The organism is Candidatus Sororendozoicomonas aggregata (assembly GCF_031528575.1).
GTDB classification, from domain to species: Bacteria; Pseudomonadota; Gammaproteobacteria; order Pseudomonadales; family Endozoicomonadaceae; genus Endonucleibacter; species Endonucleibacter aggregata.
Map to the genome: position 1 here is coordinate 1 of NZ_JAVLSP010000008.1, position 17822 is coordinate 17822.

The following is a 17822-nucleotide window of genomic DNA, read 5'->3' on the forward strand; positions in this document are numbered from 1 at the left end:
TCGTCAAATAGCCCCACTATTATCCTCAGAAGCAGAAATTTTTATCCTCAATTTCTCGTAATCCTCGCTACGGGCGCTATTCTCGGTCAGGCTCCTAGTGGTGCCTAAATGATTTTCTACTATTAAAATAAAATTTCTAACCCAAAATAGTATTTCTTAAATATTTGCTATCCTCGCTAGCTTGCACTAAACCTATTAGTGAGGCAAGCGATTGCCGGATTATAAAAATCCTATCTAGGCCCATCAAAACAAGGACGATAAGAAATGAAAAAACTCATCCTAACATTCGTTGCACCGCTCGTATTAGCTCTTCCTCTGACAGTCAATGCTGATAAAGCTCCCTCTAAAATAAATGTTAATAGTGCTTCAGTTGAGGAATTGGATAAAGGACTGGACGGTGTGGGTGAGCGCATTGCTACGGAGATTGTTAAATACCGCGAAGAACACGGTCCTTTTAAAACCATGGAAGATCTTGATAAGGTGAAATATGTTGGGTCTGGCCTGTTAGAGAAGAACAAAGAAAAAATATCATTTGAACAATAAAAAATTATTCTTGACTTAATAGCTCTTGAAAAGCCAGCATGCGTTGTTGGCTTTTTATTTGATAGCCTGCTTCTACTGTTGGTCGTGAGCTAAGCCTATGACAATGAGAATATAAAGCGCTTAGGCGTAATTGTGGAGCATCCCACTTCCGTTTTGTTTTACGGTCATTTGAAGTGGCGTTGTTCAGAGCCAACCAAAACCTGCTTTTCAAGTGCGGCAAGCGCACTTCTTAACTGCCTATCTGCCTCTTTTTTTCCAGATAAGCCACTGTCATTGGCTGACTCAGACCATGAGCGACCCTGGAGCACTTTTGCAACCAGCAACTTCTGATGTGTGGCATTTAACCTGTTATTCCCTGATGATAATGCACACAAGACAAAGCGTTTAATAGAGGCAATGGTGCTTTCATAGAGGCGCTGACCTTGAGCATAGGCCGCAAGCTCTGATATTTCAGCTTCAGAAGGCCGGTCATTTGTAGTCATTAGCTCTGCCAGGCAGGGAATAACAATATCAGCGTCCAAATGACGAAGCCCGTCCGCTAACAAGTGGATAAACTGGCTGGAAAAACGCTGCCGAGCTTTACATACCAGCTTTTCCCCTTTTGCATTGATAGCGCTGATCAGCAGGGCAGAGTGCGTTCCGCTAGAGGCTTCCCTGGTTAAACCGACACGCACAGGCTTTAGACCCACGTGTCGCCAAAATGTCAGTAGCTCAGGTGTTGCCCCAAAAAGACTTCCCAGATAATCGACCTCCTGGTTACTCAGGTCTTGACGTATAGAGTCCATCAATGCTGTTCCGATTCCCTGTCGCTGGGCAGCAGGATGTACTGCAATACGAATAATCCTGGCTCCTGTTAGACCAATAGACTCACAAATACCCACATGATTACTTAAAGACTGTGGCAGCAAGTGTCCTCTGACCCTGCGCTCTCCTCGCCAGATGCTTTCTTGCAAACCTTTGTCAATATTCCCTTCCAGGGCTACCAGAGCTGTAGCAAGCACATGACCTCGCGCACGAACTGCATAGACCTCAATATTGCTACCATCCAAAAGCTGCCGTACATCAAATGGGCGGGTTTTATAGTGTGCGAGCACTAAAAGACCAAACAGCTCATTGAGTAGTGTGTCGTCGTCCAATAGCTGATCACGGTTAAGTTTTTCATAAACCCAATGTTGTCTATCTAGTCTATTGACGACGTTTGCACAGACGGGTTCTGCATCAAGCATCAATGCTTGAAATGTAAAGTGTTCCACCGGATCATTGTCAGACCATCGAATGGGGGTTGTGCAGTGCAATGACCGCCACTGTGGGGTTTGTTCATCAAGGTTTTTTCTGAAACGCACGGCAAACCCTTGCCCAGTCCCTTCATAGCCATGGATCGTGGAAGAAAAAACAATACGCGAATACGTTGTCAATAGCTTTTGCAGTAAAGAGGCTGGAATAGCTGCCGCTTCATCGACCAATAATAACGCGCAGGGTTCTTGCTTTCCCGCTAGCTCATCAGGTGCTTTGAATACCAATGAAGATTGTTGCCAGGTGATTATGCCGCGATGAACATTGGGGTTTTCGAGGTGTAGTTCAGCATGCTTAAAAACAGCATCCAATGCTGACAAAGAGGGGGCCGTCACAATAATACGACAACTTATTTCTGTCATCAGTGAAGCTGCAGCAATGCCTAATGCTGCACTTTTTCCACGACCACGGTCAGCAGTAAGGACTAACGGACGCCTCCTGTGACCTTGAGCCACTTTCTGAATGGCCCTCACAGCTGTTAACTGATCGCTCGTTTTGCACCCCATTGCATGTTGAGTATTGACATGCAAACCGCCCGTATCGGTTTCTGGCTGAATAAACGTGTTGCCGTGTTCTTCAAATCGTGACAGCAGGGTACTTTGACCAATGATATGAGTTAAACGCTTTAAATAGCGTCCTGAGACAGTTTCGGGCGTCTCAGGATAAACGACTACTCTTTTATGTTCTGGGTCGAAGAGCTGGCTCCACTGTGCCAGAGGTGGTGTTAATAACAGCAGTAGTCCACCTGCTTGCAAGGTGCCACTGAGGGCACCAAATGCATCTGCATCAAAGCCGGACCAGCCGTTTATGATCAAGCAGTGGGCTTCTCGTCCCAGCCACTGACCGGCTTTAGAGGCAGGAACACATGTTATCGTATCAGCATACGATGGTAAGTGCGGCGCGTCGCCTATCCAGAGAGAATATGTATGGGATTTCCCATTAACACAACAAATGTCCAATGCAGAAATAGCCTGCTCGCAACACCATGCCTGAGACCCTGAGAGGACGACAAGGCGGCGCTGAAAGTTATGCTTGGCACGATGATACAATCGCTGAATCTGTGATTGAAAAGAGGTACCGGGTTGACTCAAACGAAAGCTCCCTGCCGCATCAGTTGATTATCCGCTTCTTTTGGCAGTTGTTGTTTACAATCTTTTTAAGCTGTGGCTGACGATAAAAGCAGCCTGCTTTGGCTTTCCCTTGTTCCATAGCGCTGCTATGTTTGCCAGAAAACTGAAAAGCAGGCGGTTTTTTTTCATGGGTTTCGCTTTTCAAAGACGTTCATGAACGGCTGCTAAGGGGATTTTTTAGATTCTGCTGGTTCAATGATGACTGCTTTTTTGATGACAATTGGGGTGATTGGTACATCGCTGTAAGCGCCATTGCGGCCAGTTTTGACCTTTGCCATGGCATCAACGACGTCCATCCCTTTAACCACATGACCGAACACAGCATAGCCTGGCTGACCCGGACGGGCATCAAGAAACTTGTTGTCTTTTTCATTGATAAAAAACTGAGAAGTGGCGCTATCGGGTGCACTGGTGCGAGCCATAGCGATGCTGCCTCGTATATTGCTTAAGCCATTAGCTGACTCATTCACAATGGGGCCGCGCGGTGTGGCTGGATGCATATCCGGCTTCATACCACCACCTTGCGCCATAAAGCCATCAATCACACGGTGAAAAATCAAGCCATTATAATAGCCATCACGGACATATTTCAGAAAGTTATCAACAGTGACCGGCGACTTTTTTGGATCTAAAGCTAATACTATCGTACCCATTGAAGTTTCAAGGGAGACTTTAGGCTGTACAAACGTTTCAGATTTTGTTGTCGCCTTGGCAGGCACCAATGTTTTCGTTTTCACCGCCTCTTGTGCGTGAGCAACGCCAACCACCAAGGCGATGACTAAGCCTGCCAATAGGCTATAGCTACTTTTCATCATCACAACCCTTACAACATTTAGTTGTTAAAACATTCAGCGCCTATTTTAGGTGTTGAAGCCCGCTACAGTAAATAGCATCTCTCAGGTACTTGCAAATTATCTCGGAATCAGTAAGATACCTTCTGTCTTTCAGGTAACACTGAAGACAGTGTCGGAGCGTGGCGCAGCCTGGTAGCGCACTACAATGGGGTTGTAGGGGTCGGAGGTTCAAATCCTCTCGCTCCGACCAAAAATTCAGTTAAGCATTCCATGAGCCCATAACCTAACCCGGATATTTCATAAACTGCCCTGAGAATTGCGCAGAGCCTTGCGGTTCTAAGGGATTTTGTGAAGGAGCGCCGTACCGGGGAGTACGTATTTTCCCAGAGCGACTATATTTATCTCATGCTTTCCTCTGCACAGTCTTCCAATACAGAGGTTGCGCCTGATCCTATCAAAGCCCCCTTTGCCTGCGCCCAAGTCACACTCAGTATAGTTGTCGTCTAATCTGTAATAGGCCGCTGCCCATATGACGCTTTCAGGGAAGCACGGAGTAATTATCATAGCATGGGGATAAGTTCAGAAAACCGGGTATAACTGACCAGCCTGGTAAAACTATCCCGCCAGGATTTCAAACGCACCTATTCTTCAGAGTTTAAGCAAACGGAATTGTGCCACAAAGTTGCCTCCTCTTATTCTGCCAACATTAGGTCTTCAGGCATCAGGCACGAGATAGTCTATAGCTATCCACAGTATTAAGTGGAAGGTGAAATTGCTATGTTGGTCAGTGGCTGGTACTATTGCTCCTCGTAAGTTGGCCGGGCAGTCGCTGTTTAACAATCTGTTGGTTGTTAAAGGGAGGAAAGTCCGGGCTCCACAGGGTAGAACGCCAGGTAACGCCTGGGAGGCGAAAGCCTACGGAAAGTGCCGCAGAGAGCAGACCGCCGATGTTAGTCAGTGAGACTGGCAGGTAAGGGTGAAAGGGTGCGGTAAGAGCGCACCGCATGGTTGGTAACAGTCCATGGCAGGGTAAACCCCGTTCGGAGCAAGACCAAATAGGAATTCGATGGTGTGTCCCGCACTGAATTCGGGTAGGTTGCTTGAGGTGTACGGTGACGTATATCCCAGATGAATGACTGCTCAACCTGTGTTTTCAGGTAGACAGAACCCGGCTTACAGGCCAGCTTGCGCTATTTTTTCTTCATTGATCTTATCTTTCTTTGAAATAAGCCAGTGACTTTTACTTCTGTTTGTTTTTTGAACATTGTTATTTCGTCGTTTTTTATCGCTTGATTTCTGCCTATTTTATTAATTTATAACGTTTTTTATAAGTATATGTCTGCAACTCTTTGTTATTTGTTTTGTCAAAAAAGTGTCTTTTGAATGTCAGGATGCGCTTGACGAGTTCTACCCGCCTTCCTATATTGTCTTTGAGTGGTATATTGTGGGCAAATGTGGGTTTTGATGGGATTTATAGAGAAAAAAGGAGTTGTATTTTCAGGGAGCGTGTCACATGTTTCGTGGGGTTAATGCAGTTAACCTGGATGAAAAGGGTCGGTTGGCCATACCTGTAAGGTATCGGTCGGCGCTACAGGATATTTACAATGGAGCATTGGTAGCGACTATTGATACCGATGAACCCTGCCTGCTGATTTACCCTCTGGATGAGTGGGAGTCCCTCCAAAAGAAAATAGAAGCGTTACCTAGTTTTCACCCGATGACTCGCCGAATACAACGCCTGCTGATTGGTCATGCTACTGATCTTGCAATTGATGGCAGTGGGCGTATTCTTATTCCCCCTTTACTGCGAGATTTCGCAGGACTTGAAAAGCGCTGTATTCTTCTCGGGCAAGGTAAAAAGTTCGAGCTATGGGATGAATGTGGCTGGAACGTCCGCCGGGATGACTATTTGCAAGAGGCGGGCGCCTCTGGAGAAGCACCTGATGAATTACAATCGTTGTCGTTATAAATGATGGAATTATCCGAAGAGCACAAAACAGTTCTGCTGACAGAGGCAGTTGATGCATTGATTACTGACCGCAGTGGCGTCTACATTGATGGCACCTTTGGTCGCGGCGGGCATAGTCGGGAAATCCTTGCGCGGCTTTCTGACGGTGGGCGGTTATATGGCATGGATAAAGATCCTGCTGCTATTGGGGTTGGCAAGAAGCTGGCTCGCAGTGATGACCGGTTCAGTGTCCACCATGGCTCATTTACTGAGTTGAATAATTTGCCCGGCGCTGATCATGTGGATGGGATTTTGCTGGATTTGGGGGTTTCGTCACCACAGTTGGACTGTCCAGAGCGAGGGTTCAGCTTTTTGAACGATGGGCCGCTGGATATGCGTATGAACCCCTCAAAGGGCGAAAGTGCTGCCCAGTGGTTGGCAAGGGCAGATGAACAGGCTATCAGTAAAGTCATATGGGAATATGGAGAAGAGCGTTTTTCCCGGCGGATTGCACGTGCTATTGTCCAGGCGAGGGGGAAAGCGCCAATTCTGACGACAGCACAACTGGCGGGTATTATTTCGGCTGCCTGTCCCCGCAAAGAAAAGAACAAGCACCCTGCGACGCGAGCTTTTCAGGCGATTCGCATCCACATAAATCGTGAGTTGGATGATTTGATCGATTGCCTGGACCTTGCGTTGGGGTTGTTGAAACCGGGTGGCCGTTTAGTTGTCATTAGTTTCCACTCTCTGGAAGATCGCATTGCCAAGCGCTTTATCCGCAAGCATGAGAAGGGTGATCCCTTACCGAGCTGGCTACCTGTCAGAGATGATCAATTAAATAAACAATTAAAGTCCCTTGGAAAAGCCACCAAAGCGTCAAAAGAAGAAGTGAATGCTAACCCCAGAGCCCGAAGCGCGGTCATGCGGGTGGCACAGAAGCGGGAATTAGCATGTTGTTGACGCCGTTACAGTCTATAGCAACGAAAAAAACTGTATTAACAGCGGTGCTCCTGTTTATGGTGGTCATTTCAGCACTGGCGGTAAGTTACAGTGCTTTTGAAAATCGTCGGTTGCATAACGTATTACAGAAAATGCGGCAAGAGAGAAACCAGGCACAGGTAGAGTGGGGGCGTTTGTTGTTGGAATACAGCACGCTGACGTCTCCGGGGCGAGTAGAGCAGATAGCCCGTGAGCAGTTGAATATGAAAGTACCTGGGGCTGAAAATATCGAAATGGTTATGCAATGAATAAAAAAAACAGGCGGTCTGAGAAAGCAATAACTAACCGATGGCGGTTATGTTTGCTTCAGTGCGTCCTGGTTATTGTAGCTATTACTATTGCCTACCGTATTATCGACCTCCAGTTGATTGATCGTCATTTTTTGCAGAATGAAGGCAACAAGCGTTCAGTTCGCTATGAGACTGTGCCTGCTCACCGGGGGGTCATCTTTGACCGTAATGGGAAACCCCTTGCTGTCAGCACGCCAGTCATTACATTATGGGCTGATCCATCAGAATTGTTGCAGGCTAAAACACGTTGGGCAGAATTGGCGACGGCATTGGGTATCAGTGAAAAAATGCTTGCCCGCCTTATATCTGACAACCGGGGTAAAGATTTTATATATCTTAAACGTCATATGACGCCTGAGAAGGGAGCGAAGGTTCTTGCGTTGAAGATACCGGGGGTTAATAAAATAGAAGAACATCGTCGTTATTATCCGGCAGGAGAGGTAACTGCCCATCTGGTGGGGTTTACTGATGTTGATGAAAAAGGGCAGGAAGGGATTGAGCTTGGCTATAACGATTGGCTGGAAGGTGTCCCGGGTAAAATACGTTTTCTGAAAGACCGTCGGGGCCGACTGGCAAAGCAGGCTGAATTGGTAAAAAGTGTTGAGCCGGGAAAAGAATTAATGCTGAGTATTGATCTTAGCATACAGTATATGGCCTACCGTGAACTGCAAAAAGCGGTTGATAAACACAAGGCTAAGGCGGGATCTCTGGTGATGATTGATGTTCAGACCGGTGAGATTCTTGCCATGGTGAATCAGCCTGCTTATAACCCGAATAATCGTGCAGGTATGGCTGCCTTCCGGGTTCGAAACCGCGTGGTGACGGACGTACTGGAGCCGGGATCAACCCTTAAGCCTTTTACAGTGATGGCAGCACTGGAGTCTGGTCGCTATACCAAAGAAACACCTATTAATACCCATCCCGGGTATATGCGTGTGGGCCGGAATCTGGTGAAGGATATTCTTAACTACGGGCAGTTAACGGTAACGTCGGTGTTAACGAAATCCAGCAATATCGGAGTAACAAAAATGGCCATGGACGTGGGGATTGATAGTGTGCTTGATACCTTCCGGCGTGTTGGATTTGGACAGATAACGGGTATTGGTTTCCCCGGGGAGAGTGCCGGGTATCTGCCGTTTCGTGACCGCTGGAGTGATATCGAAGTGGCTACACTGTCCTTTGGCTATGGCCTGACGGTGACCCCCCTGCAATTGGCACAGGCTTATGCGGTGTTAGGGGCAAAGGGAGTGATGCGACCTGTTTCTCTGATCAAGCGGGATGTTCCACCGAAAGGTATCCGCGTGTTTGATGAACAGATCAGCACAGATGTATTGGAGATGTTAAGCACTGTAGTGGATAATGGCTCTGGGCAACGTGCAAAAGTCCCTGCTTATCGTGTGGGAGGGAAAACAGGCACTGTCCGGAAAGTCGGCGCATCCGGGTATCAGGATGATCGTCATGTGGGTATTTTTGCTGGTGTTGCTCCCATTGATAATCCAAGGTTGGCAACAGTGATTGTGATCGATGAGCCTACCGAAGGTGGGTACTATGGTGGTTTGACGGCTGCACCGGTTTTTTCAAGGGTAAATGCCAATGCCCTGCGGATGCTGAGTGTGGCACCACAGCAGAAAGAAGTGCTTACCGCAGAGCGCGAAAATGATAGCAGTGAAGGTGATCCGGGATAACCTGACAGGAGCAGTAATGACAGAAAACGCCCTGAAAACATTGAATGACGCATTGTTTCTGCTGGATGTTTCATCGGTGGATTATTGCTGCAAAATTAACGGGTTGGCCCTTGATAGCCGCAAGGTTACCAAGGGCGATTTGTTTTTGGCGGTGCCAGGTGTTGCCGGGGATGGTCGTCATTATCTGGCTCAGGCTCAGCAACGGGGAGCGGCGGCTGTTTTATTTGAACGTGAAGGCTTCTCAGCGGATTCCCTGCCTGAACTGAAAATCCCTGTTATTCCCGTTTCTGGCTTGAAAGGTAAGCTGGGACAGCTGATAAGCACCTATTACTCACCAACGGGTAAGCCTGTCAGTATTACCGGCTATACGGGCACTAATGGAAAAACCTCCTGCTGCTGGTTTATGGCGCAGTTAATGGCGCGATTAGGTGTCCCGTGTGCAATGATGGGAACCATTGGCAAAGGCTTACCGGGTGCCCTTGAGTCAACATTAAATACTACCTCTGATGTGCTGTCTACTCATCAGTTTATTGCTGGCTTACCGGAGCGGGGCTGTCATGCCCTGGCTATGGAAGTTTCTTCCCATGGGCTTGAGCAGGGGCGCGTTGATGGCGTTGCTTTTGAGGTGGCTGTGTTCACCAATTTAAGCCGTGACCACATGGACAGTTATGCCAGCGTTGATCAGTACGCTCGGGCAAAATCATTGTTATTCTCAGATCAGGCCATAAAACATGCAGTCATCAATCATAACGATGCGTATACGGATATGATGCTGGCGGCATGCCCAAAACATGTGAATGCGCTCACATGGTCTTTGTCTGATGCCTCGGCTGACGTTTATGCCAGGGATATTATTTTGTTGCCTGAGAGTATAAAAGTGGTTGTACACTCTCCTTGGGGTGACTACCCATTAGAAGCGCCTCTGCTGGGACGGTTTAATCTGGAAAACCTGCTCGCCGTCATTACTGCGCTTGGTGTACAGGGGGTTGACGTTGGGCAGGTCATCCGGCAGGTGCCGAATCTGACGACGGTACCAGGTCGTGTTCAGCGGTTTGGTGGTGGGCAGCAGCCGCTGGTACTGGTGGATTATGCCCATACGCCAGATGCCTTGGGCAGTGTCCTGTCAACCTTGCGTGAGCACGGTGCCAGACAGCTGACTTGTGTCTTTGGCTGCGGGGGTGACAGGGACAGGGGCAAACGCCCATTGATGACCAGGGCGGCGTTGTCGAGGGCTGATAAGGTAATATTGACCAGTGATAACCCCAGGACAGAATCTCCAGAAACTATTATTGCAGATGCCCTGGCAGGTTTGACTGCTGAACAGCGGCAACATATCACGGTTATTGTTGACCGGGCTGATGCAATCAGGAAAACCATTCAGGGAGCATCAGCAAGGGATATTGTCGTGATTGCCGGAAAGGGGCATGAAACCTATCAAGAAGTTAACGGCGTGCGACAGCCCTTTGATGACAGGGAGCATGTGCAACAGGCGCTGGCGTACAGGAGTAACCAATGATCCATTCTAGTTCTTTGAAAACCCTCGCCAACCAGCTTCATGGGCAGCTGACGATGCCTGAGGCCGCGTCATTGGTTGTTACCGGGATGAGTATTGATTCCCGGTCAATAAAACGCGGTGAGTTGTTTGTGGCGATCAAGGGGCCACGTTTCGATGGGCATGATTATTTACAGCAGGCAAAGCGGGCCGGCGCTGTGGCAGCGGTGGTTGATCGCACCGTTGACATCCCTGAGCTTCCTCAAATTGTTGTGACAGATACATTTAAGGCACTAGGCGCTCTTGGTGCCATGAACCGGCTGGCATTTACCGGCGTGGTTCTTGCGGTGACGGGTTCTTGTGGGAAAACATCAGTAAAAACCATGTTGGCATCGGTTATGGCTGAAAGTGTTTACACCTTTGCAACCGAGGGTAACTTAAACAATGGTTACGGGGTGCCGTTAACGCTTTTTCAAATTAAAGCCGCCCACGGTGCTGCTGTCATAGAGCTAGGTACCAGCTCACCCGGAGAGATCGCCTACATCGCTGGATTAACCAAGCCGGATGTGGCAATGATTACCAATGCGGCAGAAGCGCACCTTGATGGTTTAAAGTCTGTTGCAGGGGTGGCCCATGAAAAAGGGTTTATTCTGGATGCTCTCAGTGGGACAGGGGTTGCAATACTCAACCGGGATGATGCCTTTTATTCTGAGTGGCATGATCGGGTGCATCAGGTAGCAGGACGAAAGAGCCTGACCTTCAGTATGGATAGCCCGGATGCTGACTGCTACGCAAGCCGTATTGGCAGCTCTGATAATGGGATGCGGTTTGATTTGCACCTTGGCGGTGAGTGCAGGCCGGTGTCTTTAGCTTTTTGGGGACGTCATCAGGTAGCTAATGCCTGTTGCGTTGCTGTGGCAGCATTTTCAGCGGGTCTGGGGCTGGATAGTATTGTTCGGGGGTTGGAAAGTGCCCGCCCTTATCAAAGGCGGGGACAACGATACGTCCTGTCTGGCAAGTCTGATAAAGGTTCGGGGGCTAAAGAAATCGTTGTGTTTGATGAAACCTATAACGCTAATCCCCGGGCTACTTTAGCGGCTATTGATCAGCTATCGGAATGTTCAGGTAAACGGATTATGGTGTTTGGTGATATGCTGGAACTTGGTGCGGTGTCAAGCACTAAACACCAGGAAATCGGCTCCTATGCTAAACAGCAGGGAGTTGATTATTTTGCCGGTTTTGGGGTACAGGCGCGTCTGGCCTGTGAAGCATTTGGTAAAAAAGGGCGTCATTTCGAGAGTAAGGCCGCGCTGAGTGACTGGGTGGACTCCCTGACGGGAGAAGCGCCTGGCAAGCGGGTGTCAGTACTGGTTAAAGGCTCGAAAGGCATGGAAATGTTGGATGTTGTCAGGTCCCTTGTGGGGCCGGAATATGAGGGAGAGCGCTAGATGCTGCTCTGGCTGGCTGATTATTTATCCCAGTATTATCACGGGTTTTTTATTGTTAATTACCTGACACTAAGAGCAATCTTTGGGGTATTGACCGCCTTAGGGATCAGCCTGTGGCTGGGACCTTATATGATTCGCAGTCTTAGCTATCACCAGATTGGTCAAAGTGTCAGAAATGATGGGCCTCAAAGCCATTTGAGTAAAGCCGGTACGCCCACCATGGGGGGAGGCTTAATTTTAGTGTCCATTCTGATCAGCACCTTGTTGTGGGGTAATCTGACCAATAAGTATATTTGGTTGGTGTTGATTGTCACCGGTATCTTTGGCGCTGTTGGCTGGGTCGATGACTACAGGAAGGTTGTGGAAAAAAATTCCCGGGGGTTGCCCGCAAGGTGGAAATACTTTTGGCAGTCGTTAGCGGGTTTGGGGGCGGCTCTGTTTTTGTACTGTACCGCTCAGGCAGCGGCTGAAACAACACTGATTGTCCCTTTCTTTAAAAGCGTCTCCCTGCAATTAGGGCCGTTTTTTATTCTGCTGGGGTATTTGACTATTGTCGGCACCAGTAATGCGGTAAACCTGACGGACGGGTTAGATGGTTTGGCTATTATGCCTACCGTGCTGGTCAGTGCCGCGCTCGGTGTGTTTGCTTACGTCAGCGGTCATGCAAACTTTGCCCAATACTTATTGATGCCGGCCATTCCGGGTTCTGGAGAACTGGTTATTATTTGTGGTGCTATCGCGGGTGCCGGCCTGGGCTTTCTCTGGTTTAATACCTATCCAGCCCAGGTGTTTATGGGTGATGTGGGCGCGTTAGCACTTGGTGCCGCGTTGGGTTTGATCGCTGTGATTGTTCGTCAGGAAATCGTCCTGATTATTATGGGCGGGGTTTTTGTTATGGAAACGGTATCCGTCATATTGCAAGTGGGTTCATTCAAACTGACGGGGCGCCGAATTTTCAAAATGGCGCCACTTCACCACCACTTTGAGCTCAAGGGCTGGCCGGAACCGCGTGTGATTGTCCGTTTCTGGATTATCACCCTGGTGCTTGTGTTGTTGGGGTTAGCAACACTGAAAATCCGTTAAAATCTGGCCTGTCTTCTTATTCACGGGCACTGGAGAAAAAGCGTGGCTCTGATTGGCTCAAGCTGCAAACGAGTAATTGTAGGTCTTGGTAATACAGGGCTGTCCTGCGCGCGTTATCTGTCTGCACAAGGGTTGCCTTTTTCCGTTGTTGATAGCCGCCTCTCTCCGCCGGGATTGGCTGCATTGCGTGACGAATTGCCTGATGTGATGGTTCATACCGGGAGCCTTGATGAGCAGTTACTGGCCGGGGCTGATGAGTTGATTGTCAGCCCCGGAATCGCGGTTGATACGCCAGCGATTGCCGCAGCCGCTGGAACAGGTGCAAAAGTCATTGGTGATATTGAGCTATTTTGTCGGGCAGTAACCAATAAGCCTGTTATTGCCATTACCGGGTCCAATGGTAAAAGTACAGTCACGACACTGGTAGGTGACATGGCTCGTGAGGCCGGGATTTGTGTAGCTGTGGGTGGGAATATTGGTATACCCGCACTTGAGCTTTTAAAGCAGCGAGCAGATCTTTATATTCTTGAGCTATCCAGTTTTCAGTTGGAAACGACCGATTCTTTGAGGGCAGTAGCTGCAACAATATTGAATATGTCGCCGGATCATATGGATCGATACTCGTCCATGGCTGCTTATCATGCGGCCAAGCAAAAGATTTACCGGGGTTGCCAGGCAGCAATTGTTAATCGGGATGACTCGTTAAGTATGCCGTTGTTGCCGAGCAACACCCCGTGCACTTTTTTTACCGCGCGCTCACCGGATCTACAGCAATACGGGCTGCAAAGGGATGATCAGGGGACGTGGCTATGTAAAGGCCCGCAGCGCCTGCTTAATGCGACAGAGCTTCGTGTTTTCGGTCGTCATAACCACTTGAATGCGCTGGCCGCATTGGCTCTTGGTGAAGCTGCTGGTATTAATGAAGCGGCCATGTTGCGGGCTTTACGTTGCTTTCGCGGCTTGCGTCATCGTTGCCAGTGGGTGGCTGAGGGCGGCGGTGTCCAGTGGTTTAATGACTCCAAGGCAACCAATGTGGGGGCCAGTGTCGCTGCCATCGAGGGGCTTGGCAAGGCCTTGTCGGGTCAGTTGGTTTTGATTGCTGGTGGTGATGGCAAAGGAGCAGACTTTTCTGAATTATTGGCCCCTGCTAAGCGTTACGTGCGCCACGTGGTATTGTTGGGGCGCGATTCGCCGCGGATCAAAGCAGTTATTGAAGGCCAGGTGCCCTATAGTTGTGCCAGCTCTTTGGCAGAGGCTGTCACCCTTGCAGCTAACAATAGTGTGTCAGGTGATGCTGTCCTGCTGGCACCTGCGTGTGCCAGCTTTGACATGTTTAACAGTTTTGAACACAGGGGGGATCAGTTTATTCAGTGTGTTCAGCAGCTATTGCAGGAGCCGCATCAATGTTAAGATCCGATGCGCATGCTTATGCTGAGGCGCGTCTTATTGACTTTTCTCTGCTGGCTGCCGTGCTGGTTCTTCTCTCTATCGGCTTGGTGATGACGGGGTCAGCCTCGTTGGATGTGTCAAACAGCATGTTTTCCAGCCCGTTCCATATTTTTGCCAAACAAGCGGTTTATGCGCTTGCCGGCTTGCTGGTGATGGTGTTAGTGCTGTTGATTCCAGTGCCTCTCATTGAGCGGTATAGTTGGTTGTTGCTTTTTCTGGCGCTGGGTTTACTGGTTCTGGTTCTTATCATTGGTCGTGAAATCAATGGCAGTATTCGTTGGATTCCCCTGGGGTTATTTAACCTGCAGGCATCGGAGGTGGCCAAGCTTTGTATTGTGATATATCTGGCTGCCTTTTTAGTCAGACGACTGGATGAGGTCAGAACGAAATGGACTGGCTTCCTGAAGCCCATGGTGGTGCTGGGCGTTTCTGCGATATTGCTCCTGCTGGAGCCAGACTTTGGCTCTTTGGTTGTGCTGATGGGGGCGTCATTAGGCATGATTTACATGGCAGGCGCAAGACTTTTGCCGTTTATCCTGTTGATTTTTGTGATGAGTAGCATGATCGTGTTGCTGGTTATTTTTGAGCCTTACCGCATGGCGCGATTGACATCTTATATGGATCCATGGGCTCATGCGTTTGGTAGTGGCTACCAGTTAACACAGTCACTGATTGCTTTTGGTCGGGGTGCTTTTACAGGGGAAGGGCTGGGCAATAGCATTCAAAAGCTGTTTTATCTGCCAGAAGCGCATACAGACTTTGTTTACGCGGTGTTAGCAGAAGAGTTCGGAGTCATCGGTAGTCTGTTGGTTCTGGCTTTATTTGTTTTTGTTGCCTGGCGGACTTTGCTAATAGGTTATCGTGCCGAGGGGCTGGGCTTATTATTTCATGGTTTCGTAGCTTATGGCTTGTCACTCCTGTTTATCAGTCAGGCTTTGATTAACATTGGTGTCAATACAGGTTTGCTGCCTACTAAAGGCTTGGCTTTGCCTCTGATTAGTTACGGTGGTAGTAGTTTATTGATTAACTGTCTTGCATTTGGCCTGTTACTGCGTATTGATTATGAGCGGAGAATAGAAGCGCAGATGATTACCGGACAGAAACGTAACAGGGAGAAGAAACACGCTGATGGTTCACAATAAGCAACCATTAACTATTGTTGTGATGGCTGGAGGCACCGGGGGGCATATTTTCCCCGCTTTGGCGACGGCTGTTGAGCTACAGGCTCGTGGTTATTGTATTCACTGGTTGGGCACACCGGGGAGTATGGAGTCAGAGATTGTTCCACGATACGGCTTTGAGATAAGTTTTATGCCGGTTACGGGCCTGCGTGGGAAAAAACTGGAAACGCTCTATAAAGCCCCCTGGCGGTTGGCTCGCTCATTAATGACAGCTATTGGGGTGCTAAGGCAGAAAAAGCCAGTCTGTGTGTTGGGTATGGGGGGCTACGTCACGGGTCCTGGTGGTGTTGCTGCCCGCTTGTTGGGTATACCCCTGGTCATTCATGAGCAGAATGCGGTGCCAGGCTTAACAAACAGGCTATTATCAAAAGTTGCTTCTCGGGTGCTTGAGGCCTTTCCAGGCACATTTCCGGTCTCATCAGATAATGGCTGTATAAAAAGAAAGGTATTTACAACGGGAAATCCGGTAAGATCCACTTTGGCTCTGTCTTCAGACTACCAGGCAGGAAAACCACTGAAGTTATTAGCGCTTGGGGGAAGCCGGGGCGCTGTAGCCATTAATCAGGTGGTTCCTCCACTATTCGCCGGTTGCAGAGGTAACCTGGATGTCTGGCACCAGACAGGGAAGCATAATATCGTCGCCACACTGTCAGCTTATGAGGCTCAAAACATTGCCAGTCAGCCTTATAGAGTTGAGCCTTTTATTGATGATATGGCTGCTGCTTATCAATGGGCGGATATTGTTTTATGCCGCTCAGGGGCATTGACTGTATCAGAGTTGGCTGTTGCCGGCAGGCCCGCTATTTTGGTGCCTTACCCCCATGCTGTTGATGATCATCAGAGTGTCAATGGGCGTTACCTGGTGGATGAAGGCGCAGCGCTGATGATCCAGCAAAAAGATTTGGATGTAAATATGTTAATTACCCTGCTATCGGATCTGGGTAATGATCCTTCCCGGCTTGCTGCAATGGCAGCATCAGCAAAAGCTGTTGGAAAAGCACAAGCCACCCGTGATGTCGCTGAACACTGTCTAGAGGTAAGCAATGGCTGATGTAAAAAAAACCATACCGGTTATTGCAGTACCTGAGATGAGGCGTATCCGTCGTATTCACTTTGTGGGTATTGGCGGGGCAGGCATGTGTGGTATTGCAGAAGTCTTACTGAATCAAGGCTATCAGATTTCAGGCTCTGACTTACGTTCATCCCCAGTGACTGACCGGCTCGACTCTCTCGGCGTTAAGATATTTATTGGTCATGCCAATAATAATGTAGTTGGCGCCGATGTTGTGGTGACCTCAACCGCTGTTTGCGAGGATAACCCTGAAGTCACCACTGCCAAAGCGCAGCGTATCCCTGTGGTACCAAGAGCTGAAATGCTGGCTGAGTTGATGCGTTATCGTCATGGTATTGCTGTTGCGGGCACGCACGGTAAAACGACAACTACCAGTTTGATTGCTTCAGTTCTCGGGTTTAGCGGGATTGATCCGACCTTTGTGATTGGGGGGCGGCTAAATTCTGCGGGTGCCAATGCCCGATTGGGCGACAGTCGTTATTTGGTCGCTGAAGCAGATGAATCTGATGCTTCCTTCCTGCACCTGCAACCGATGGTAGCTGTTGTCACAAATATTGATGCTGATCATATGTCAACCTATGACGGTGACTTTGAAAAGTTGAAAAAAACCTTTCTTGAGTTCATACATAATCTGCCTTTTTATGGGGTGGCAGTTATGTGCATTGACTGTCCTGTGGTTAGGGAATTACTGCCTGCTGTCAAGCGCAAGGTGATTACTTACGGATTCAGTGAGGATGCAGATGTCCGTGCAGTAAATGTTCGCCATGAAGGGATGAGAACTTGCTTTAATCTGGCGCAAAAAGGGCATGATAGAAAAACGCCCGTTGAGCTGGCTATTCCAGGACGTCACAATGCGCTGAACGCTCTGGCAGCATTCACTGTCGCTGTTGATGAGGGCGTTTCTGAATCAATGGTTGCAGAGGGGTTGCGCCAGTTTGAGGGAGTTGGTCGTCGTTTTCAGGTCTATGGCAATTACCCTGTTGCCGATAAGGGAAGTGTCATGCTGGTGGATGATTACGGTCATCATCCAACAGAGGTGGCAGCCACCATTGAGGCTGTCCGTCAGGGGTGGAGTGATAAACGACTGGTGATGCTTTATCAGCCGCATCGCTACTCTCGTACCCGAGATTTGTACGAAGATTTTGTTGAAGTATTGTCTCGTGTTGATGTTTTGTTGCTGATGGAAGTGTATGCGGCGGGTGAAGCAACCATAACGGGTGCAGACAGCCGAAGCTTGTGTCGCAGTATCAGGCAGCGGGGGCAGGTAGATCCGATTTTTATCAGTCATTCTGGTGATGTGGCAACAATATTATCCAGAGTCCTCAACGATGGTGATTTGCTGTTAACGCAGGGAGCAGGAGATATTGGTGCTTTGGCGGCCAAGCTTGGGGCAACGGGACTAAGCCTTTAAGGAG

Annotated in this window: 14 protein-coding genes, 1 tRNA gene and 1 other RNA gene; 14 read left to right on the forward strand and 2 right to left on the reverse strand. The window is 48.8% G+C overall.

Annotated features, from left to right (window positions below; genetic code table 11):
• Positions 1 to 264: 264 nt before the first annotated feature.
• Positions 265 to 543 (forward strand): ComEA family DNA-binding protein, encoded by a 279-nt coding sequence (locus V4C51_RS02685; RefSeq protein WP_330924584.1) that lies wholly within the window; start codon positions 265 to 267, stop codon positions 541 to 543.
• A gap of 164 nt (positions 544 to 707) precedes the next feature.
• Here V4C51_RS02685 and V4C51_RS02690 read toward each other — a convergent pair whose 3' ends face one another.
• Both V4C51_RS02690 and V4C51_RS02695 read right to left on the reverse strand, forming a co-directional pair.
• The gene (locus V4C51_RS02690) at positions 708 to 2927 is read right to left on the reverse strand and encodes a tRNA(Met) cytidine acetyltransferase TmcA (RefSeq protein WP_330924585.1); all 2220 of its coding nucleotides are present in this window, start codon (positions 2925 to 2927) and stop codon (positions 708 to 710) included.
• A gap of 203 nt (positions 2928 to 3130) precedes the next feature.
• A complete protein-coding gene (locus tag V4C51_RS02695) occupies positions 3131 to 3781 on the reverse strand; it encodes a peptidylprolyl isomerase (protein ID WP_420797623.1) in 651 nt (216 codons plus the stop codon).
• Between the two features lie 152 nt (positions 3782 to 3933).
• Here V4C51_RS02695 and V4C51_RS02700 point away from each other — a divergent pair.
• The 13 genes from V4C51_RS02700 (at position 3934) to murC (ending at position 17818) form a co-directional block, all read left to right on the forward strand.
• A tRNA-Pro gene (locus V4C51_RS02700) sits at positions 3934 to 4010 on the forward strand.
• A gap of 560 nt (positions 4011 to 4570) precedes the next feature.
• An RNA gene (rnpB, locus tag V4C51_RS02705) (RNase P RNA component class A) lies at positions 4571 to 4952 on the forward strand.
• Between the two features lie 321 nt (positions 4953 to 5273).
• Entirely contained in the window at positions 5274 to 5729 is a 456-nt protein-coding gene (gene mraZ / locus V4C51_RS02710) for a division/cell wall cluster transcriptional repressor MraZ (RefSeq protein WP_330924586.1), read from the forward strand.
• 3 nt (positions 5730 to 5732) lie between these two features.
• On the forward strand, positions 5733 to 6668 hold the full coding sequence (gene rsmH / locus V4C51_RS02715; protein WP_420797625.1) for a 16S rRNA (cytosine(1402)-N(4))-methyltransferase RsmH: 936 nt from the start codon (positions 5733 to 5735) through the stop codon (positions 6666 to 6668).
• Entirely contained in the window at positions 6659 to 6955 is a 297-nt protein-coding gene (gene ftsL / locus V4C51_RS02720) for a cell division protein FtsL (RefSeq protein ID WP_330924588.1), read from the forward strand. Before rsmH ends, ftsL begins: the two co-directional genes overlap by 10 nt.
• 53 nt (positions 6956 to 7008) lie before the next feature.
• Complete coding sequence (locus V4C51_RS02725; protein ID WP_330924589.1) at positions 7009 to 8682, forward strand: peptidoglycan D,D-transpeptidase FtsI family protein; 1674 nt, start codon at positions 7009 to 7011, stop codon at positions 8680 to 8682.
• Positions 8654 to 10198 (forward strand): UDP-N-acetylmuramoyl-L-alanyl-D-glutamate--2,6-diaminopimelate ligase, encoded by a 1545-nt coding sequence (locus tag V4C51_RS02730; RefSeq protein WP_330924590.1) that lies wholly within the window; start codon positions 8654 to 8656, stop codon positions 10196 to 10198. The genes V4C51_RS02725 and V4C51_RS02730 overlap by 29 nt, the downstream gene beginning before the upstream one ends.
• The gene (locus tag V4C51_RS02735) at positions 10195 to 11622 is read left to right on the forward strand and encodes a UDP-N-acetylmuramoyl-tripeptide--D-alanyl-D-alanine ligase (RefSeq protein ID WP_330924591.1); all 1428 of its coding nucleotides are present in this window, start codon (positions 10195 to 10197) and stop codon (positions 11620 to 11622) included. Before V4C51_RS02730 ends, V4C51_RS02735 begins: the two co-directional genes overlap by 4 nt.
• Positions 11623 to 12705, forward strand: a complete 1083-nt coding sequence (gene mraY / locus V4C51_RS02740) for a phospho-N-acetylmuramoyl-pentapeptide-transferase (RefSeq protein ID WP_330924592.1) — start codon at positions 11623 to 11625, stop codon at positions 12703 to 12705.
• A 42-nt stretch (positions 12706 to 12747) separates the two neighbouring features.
• On the forward strand, positions 12748 to 14115 hold the full coding sequence (gene murD, locus V4C51_RS02745; protein WP_330924593.1) for a UDP-N-acetylmuramoyl-L-alanine--D-glutamate ligase: 1368 nt from the start codon (positions 12748 to 12750) through the stop codon (positions 14113 to 14115).
• Positions 14109 to 15296, forward strand: coding sequence for a putative lipid II flippase FtsW (gene ftsW, locus V4C51_RS02750; protein WP_330924594.1), 1188 nt, complete (start codon positions 14109 to 14111; stop codon positions 15294 to 15296). Before murD ends, ftsW begins: the two co-directional genes overlap by 7 nt.
• Complete coding sequence (gene murG, locus V4C51_RS02755; RefSeq protein WP_330924595.1) at positions 15283 to 16386, forward strand: undecaprenyldiphospho-muramoylpentapeptide beta-N-acetylglucosaminyltransferase; 1104 nt, start codon at positions 15283 to 15285, stop codon at positions 16384 to 16386. The genes ftsW and murG overlap by 14 nt, the downstream gene beginning before the upstream one ends.
• On the forward strand, positions 16379 to 17818 hold the full coding sequence (gene murC / locus V4C51_RS02760; protein ID WP_330924596.1) for a UDP-N-acetylmuramate--L-alanine ligase: 1440 nt from the start codon (positions 16379 to 16381) through the stop codon (positions 17816 to 17818). The genes murG and murC overlap by 8 nt, the downstream gene beginning before the upstream one ends.
• The last annotated feature ends 4 nt before the right edge of the window (positions 17819 to 17822 follow it).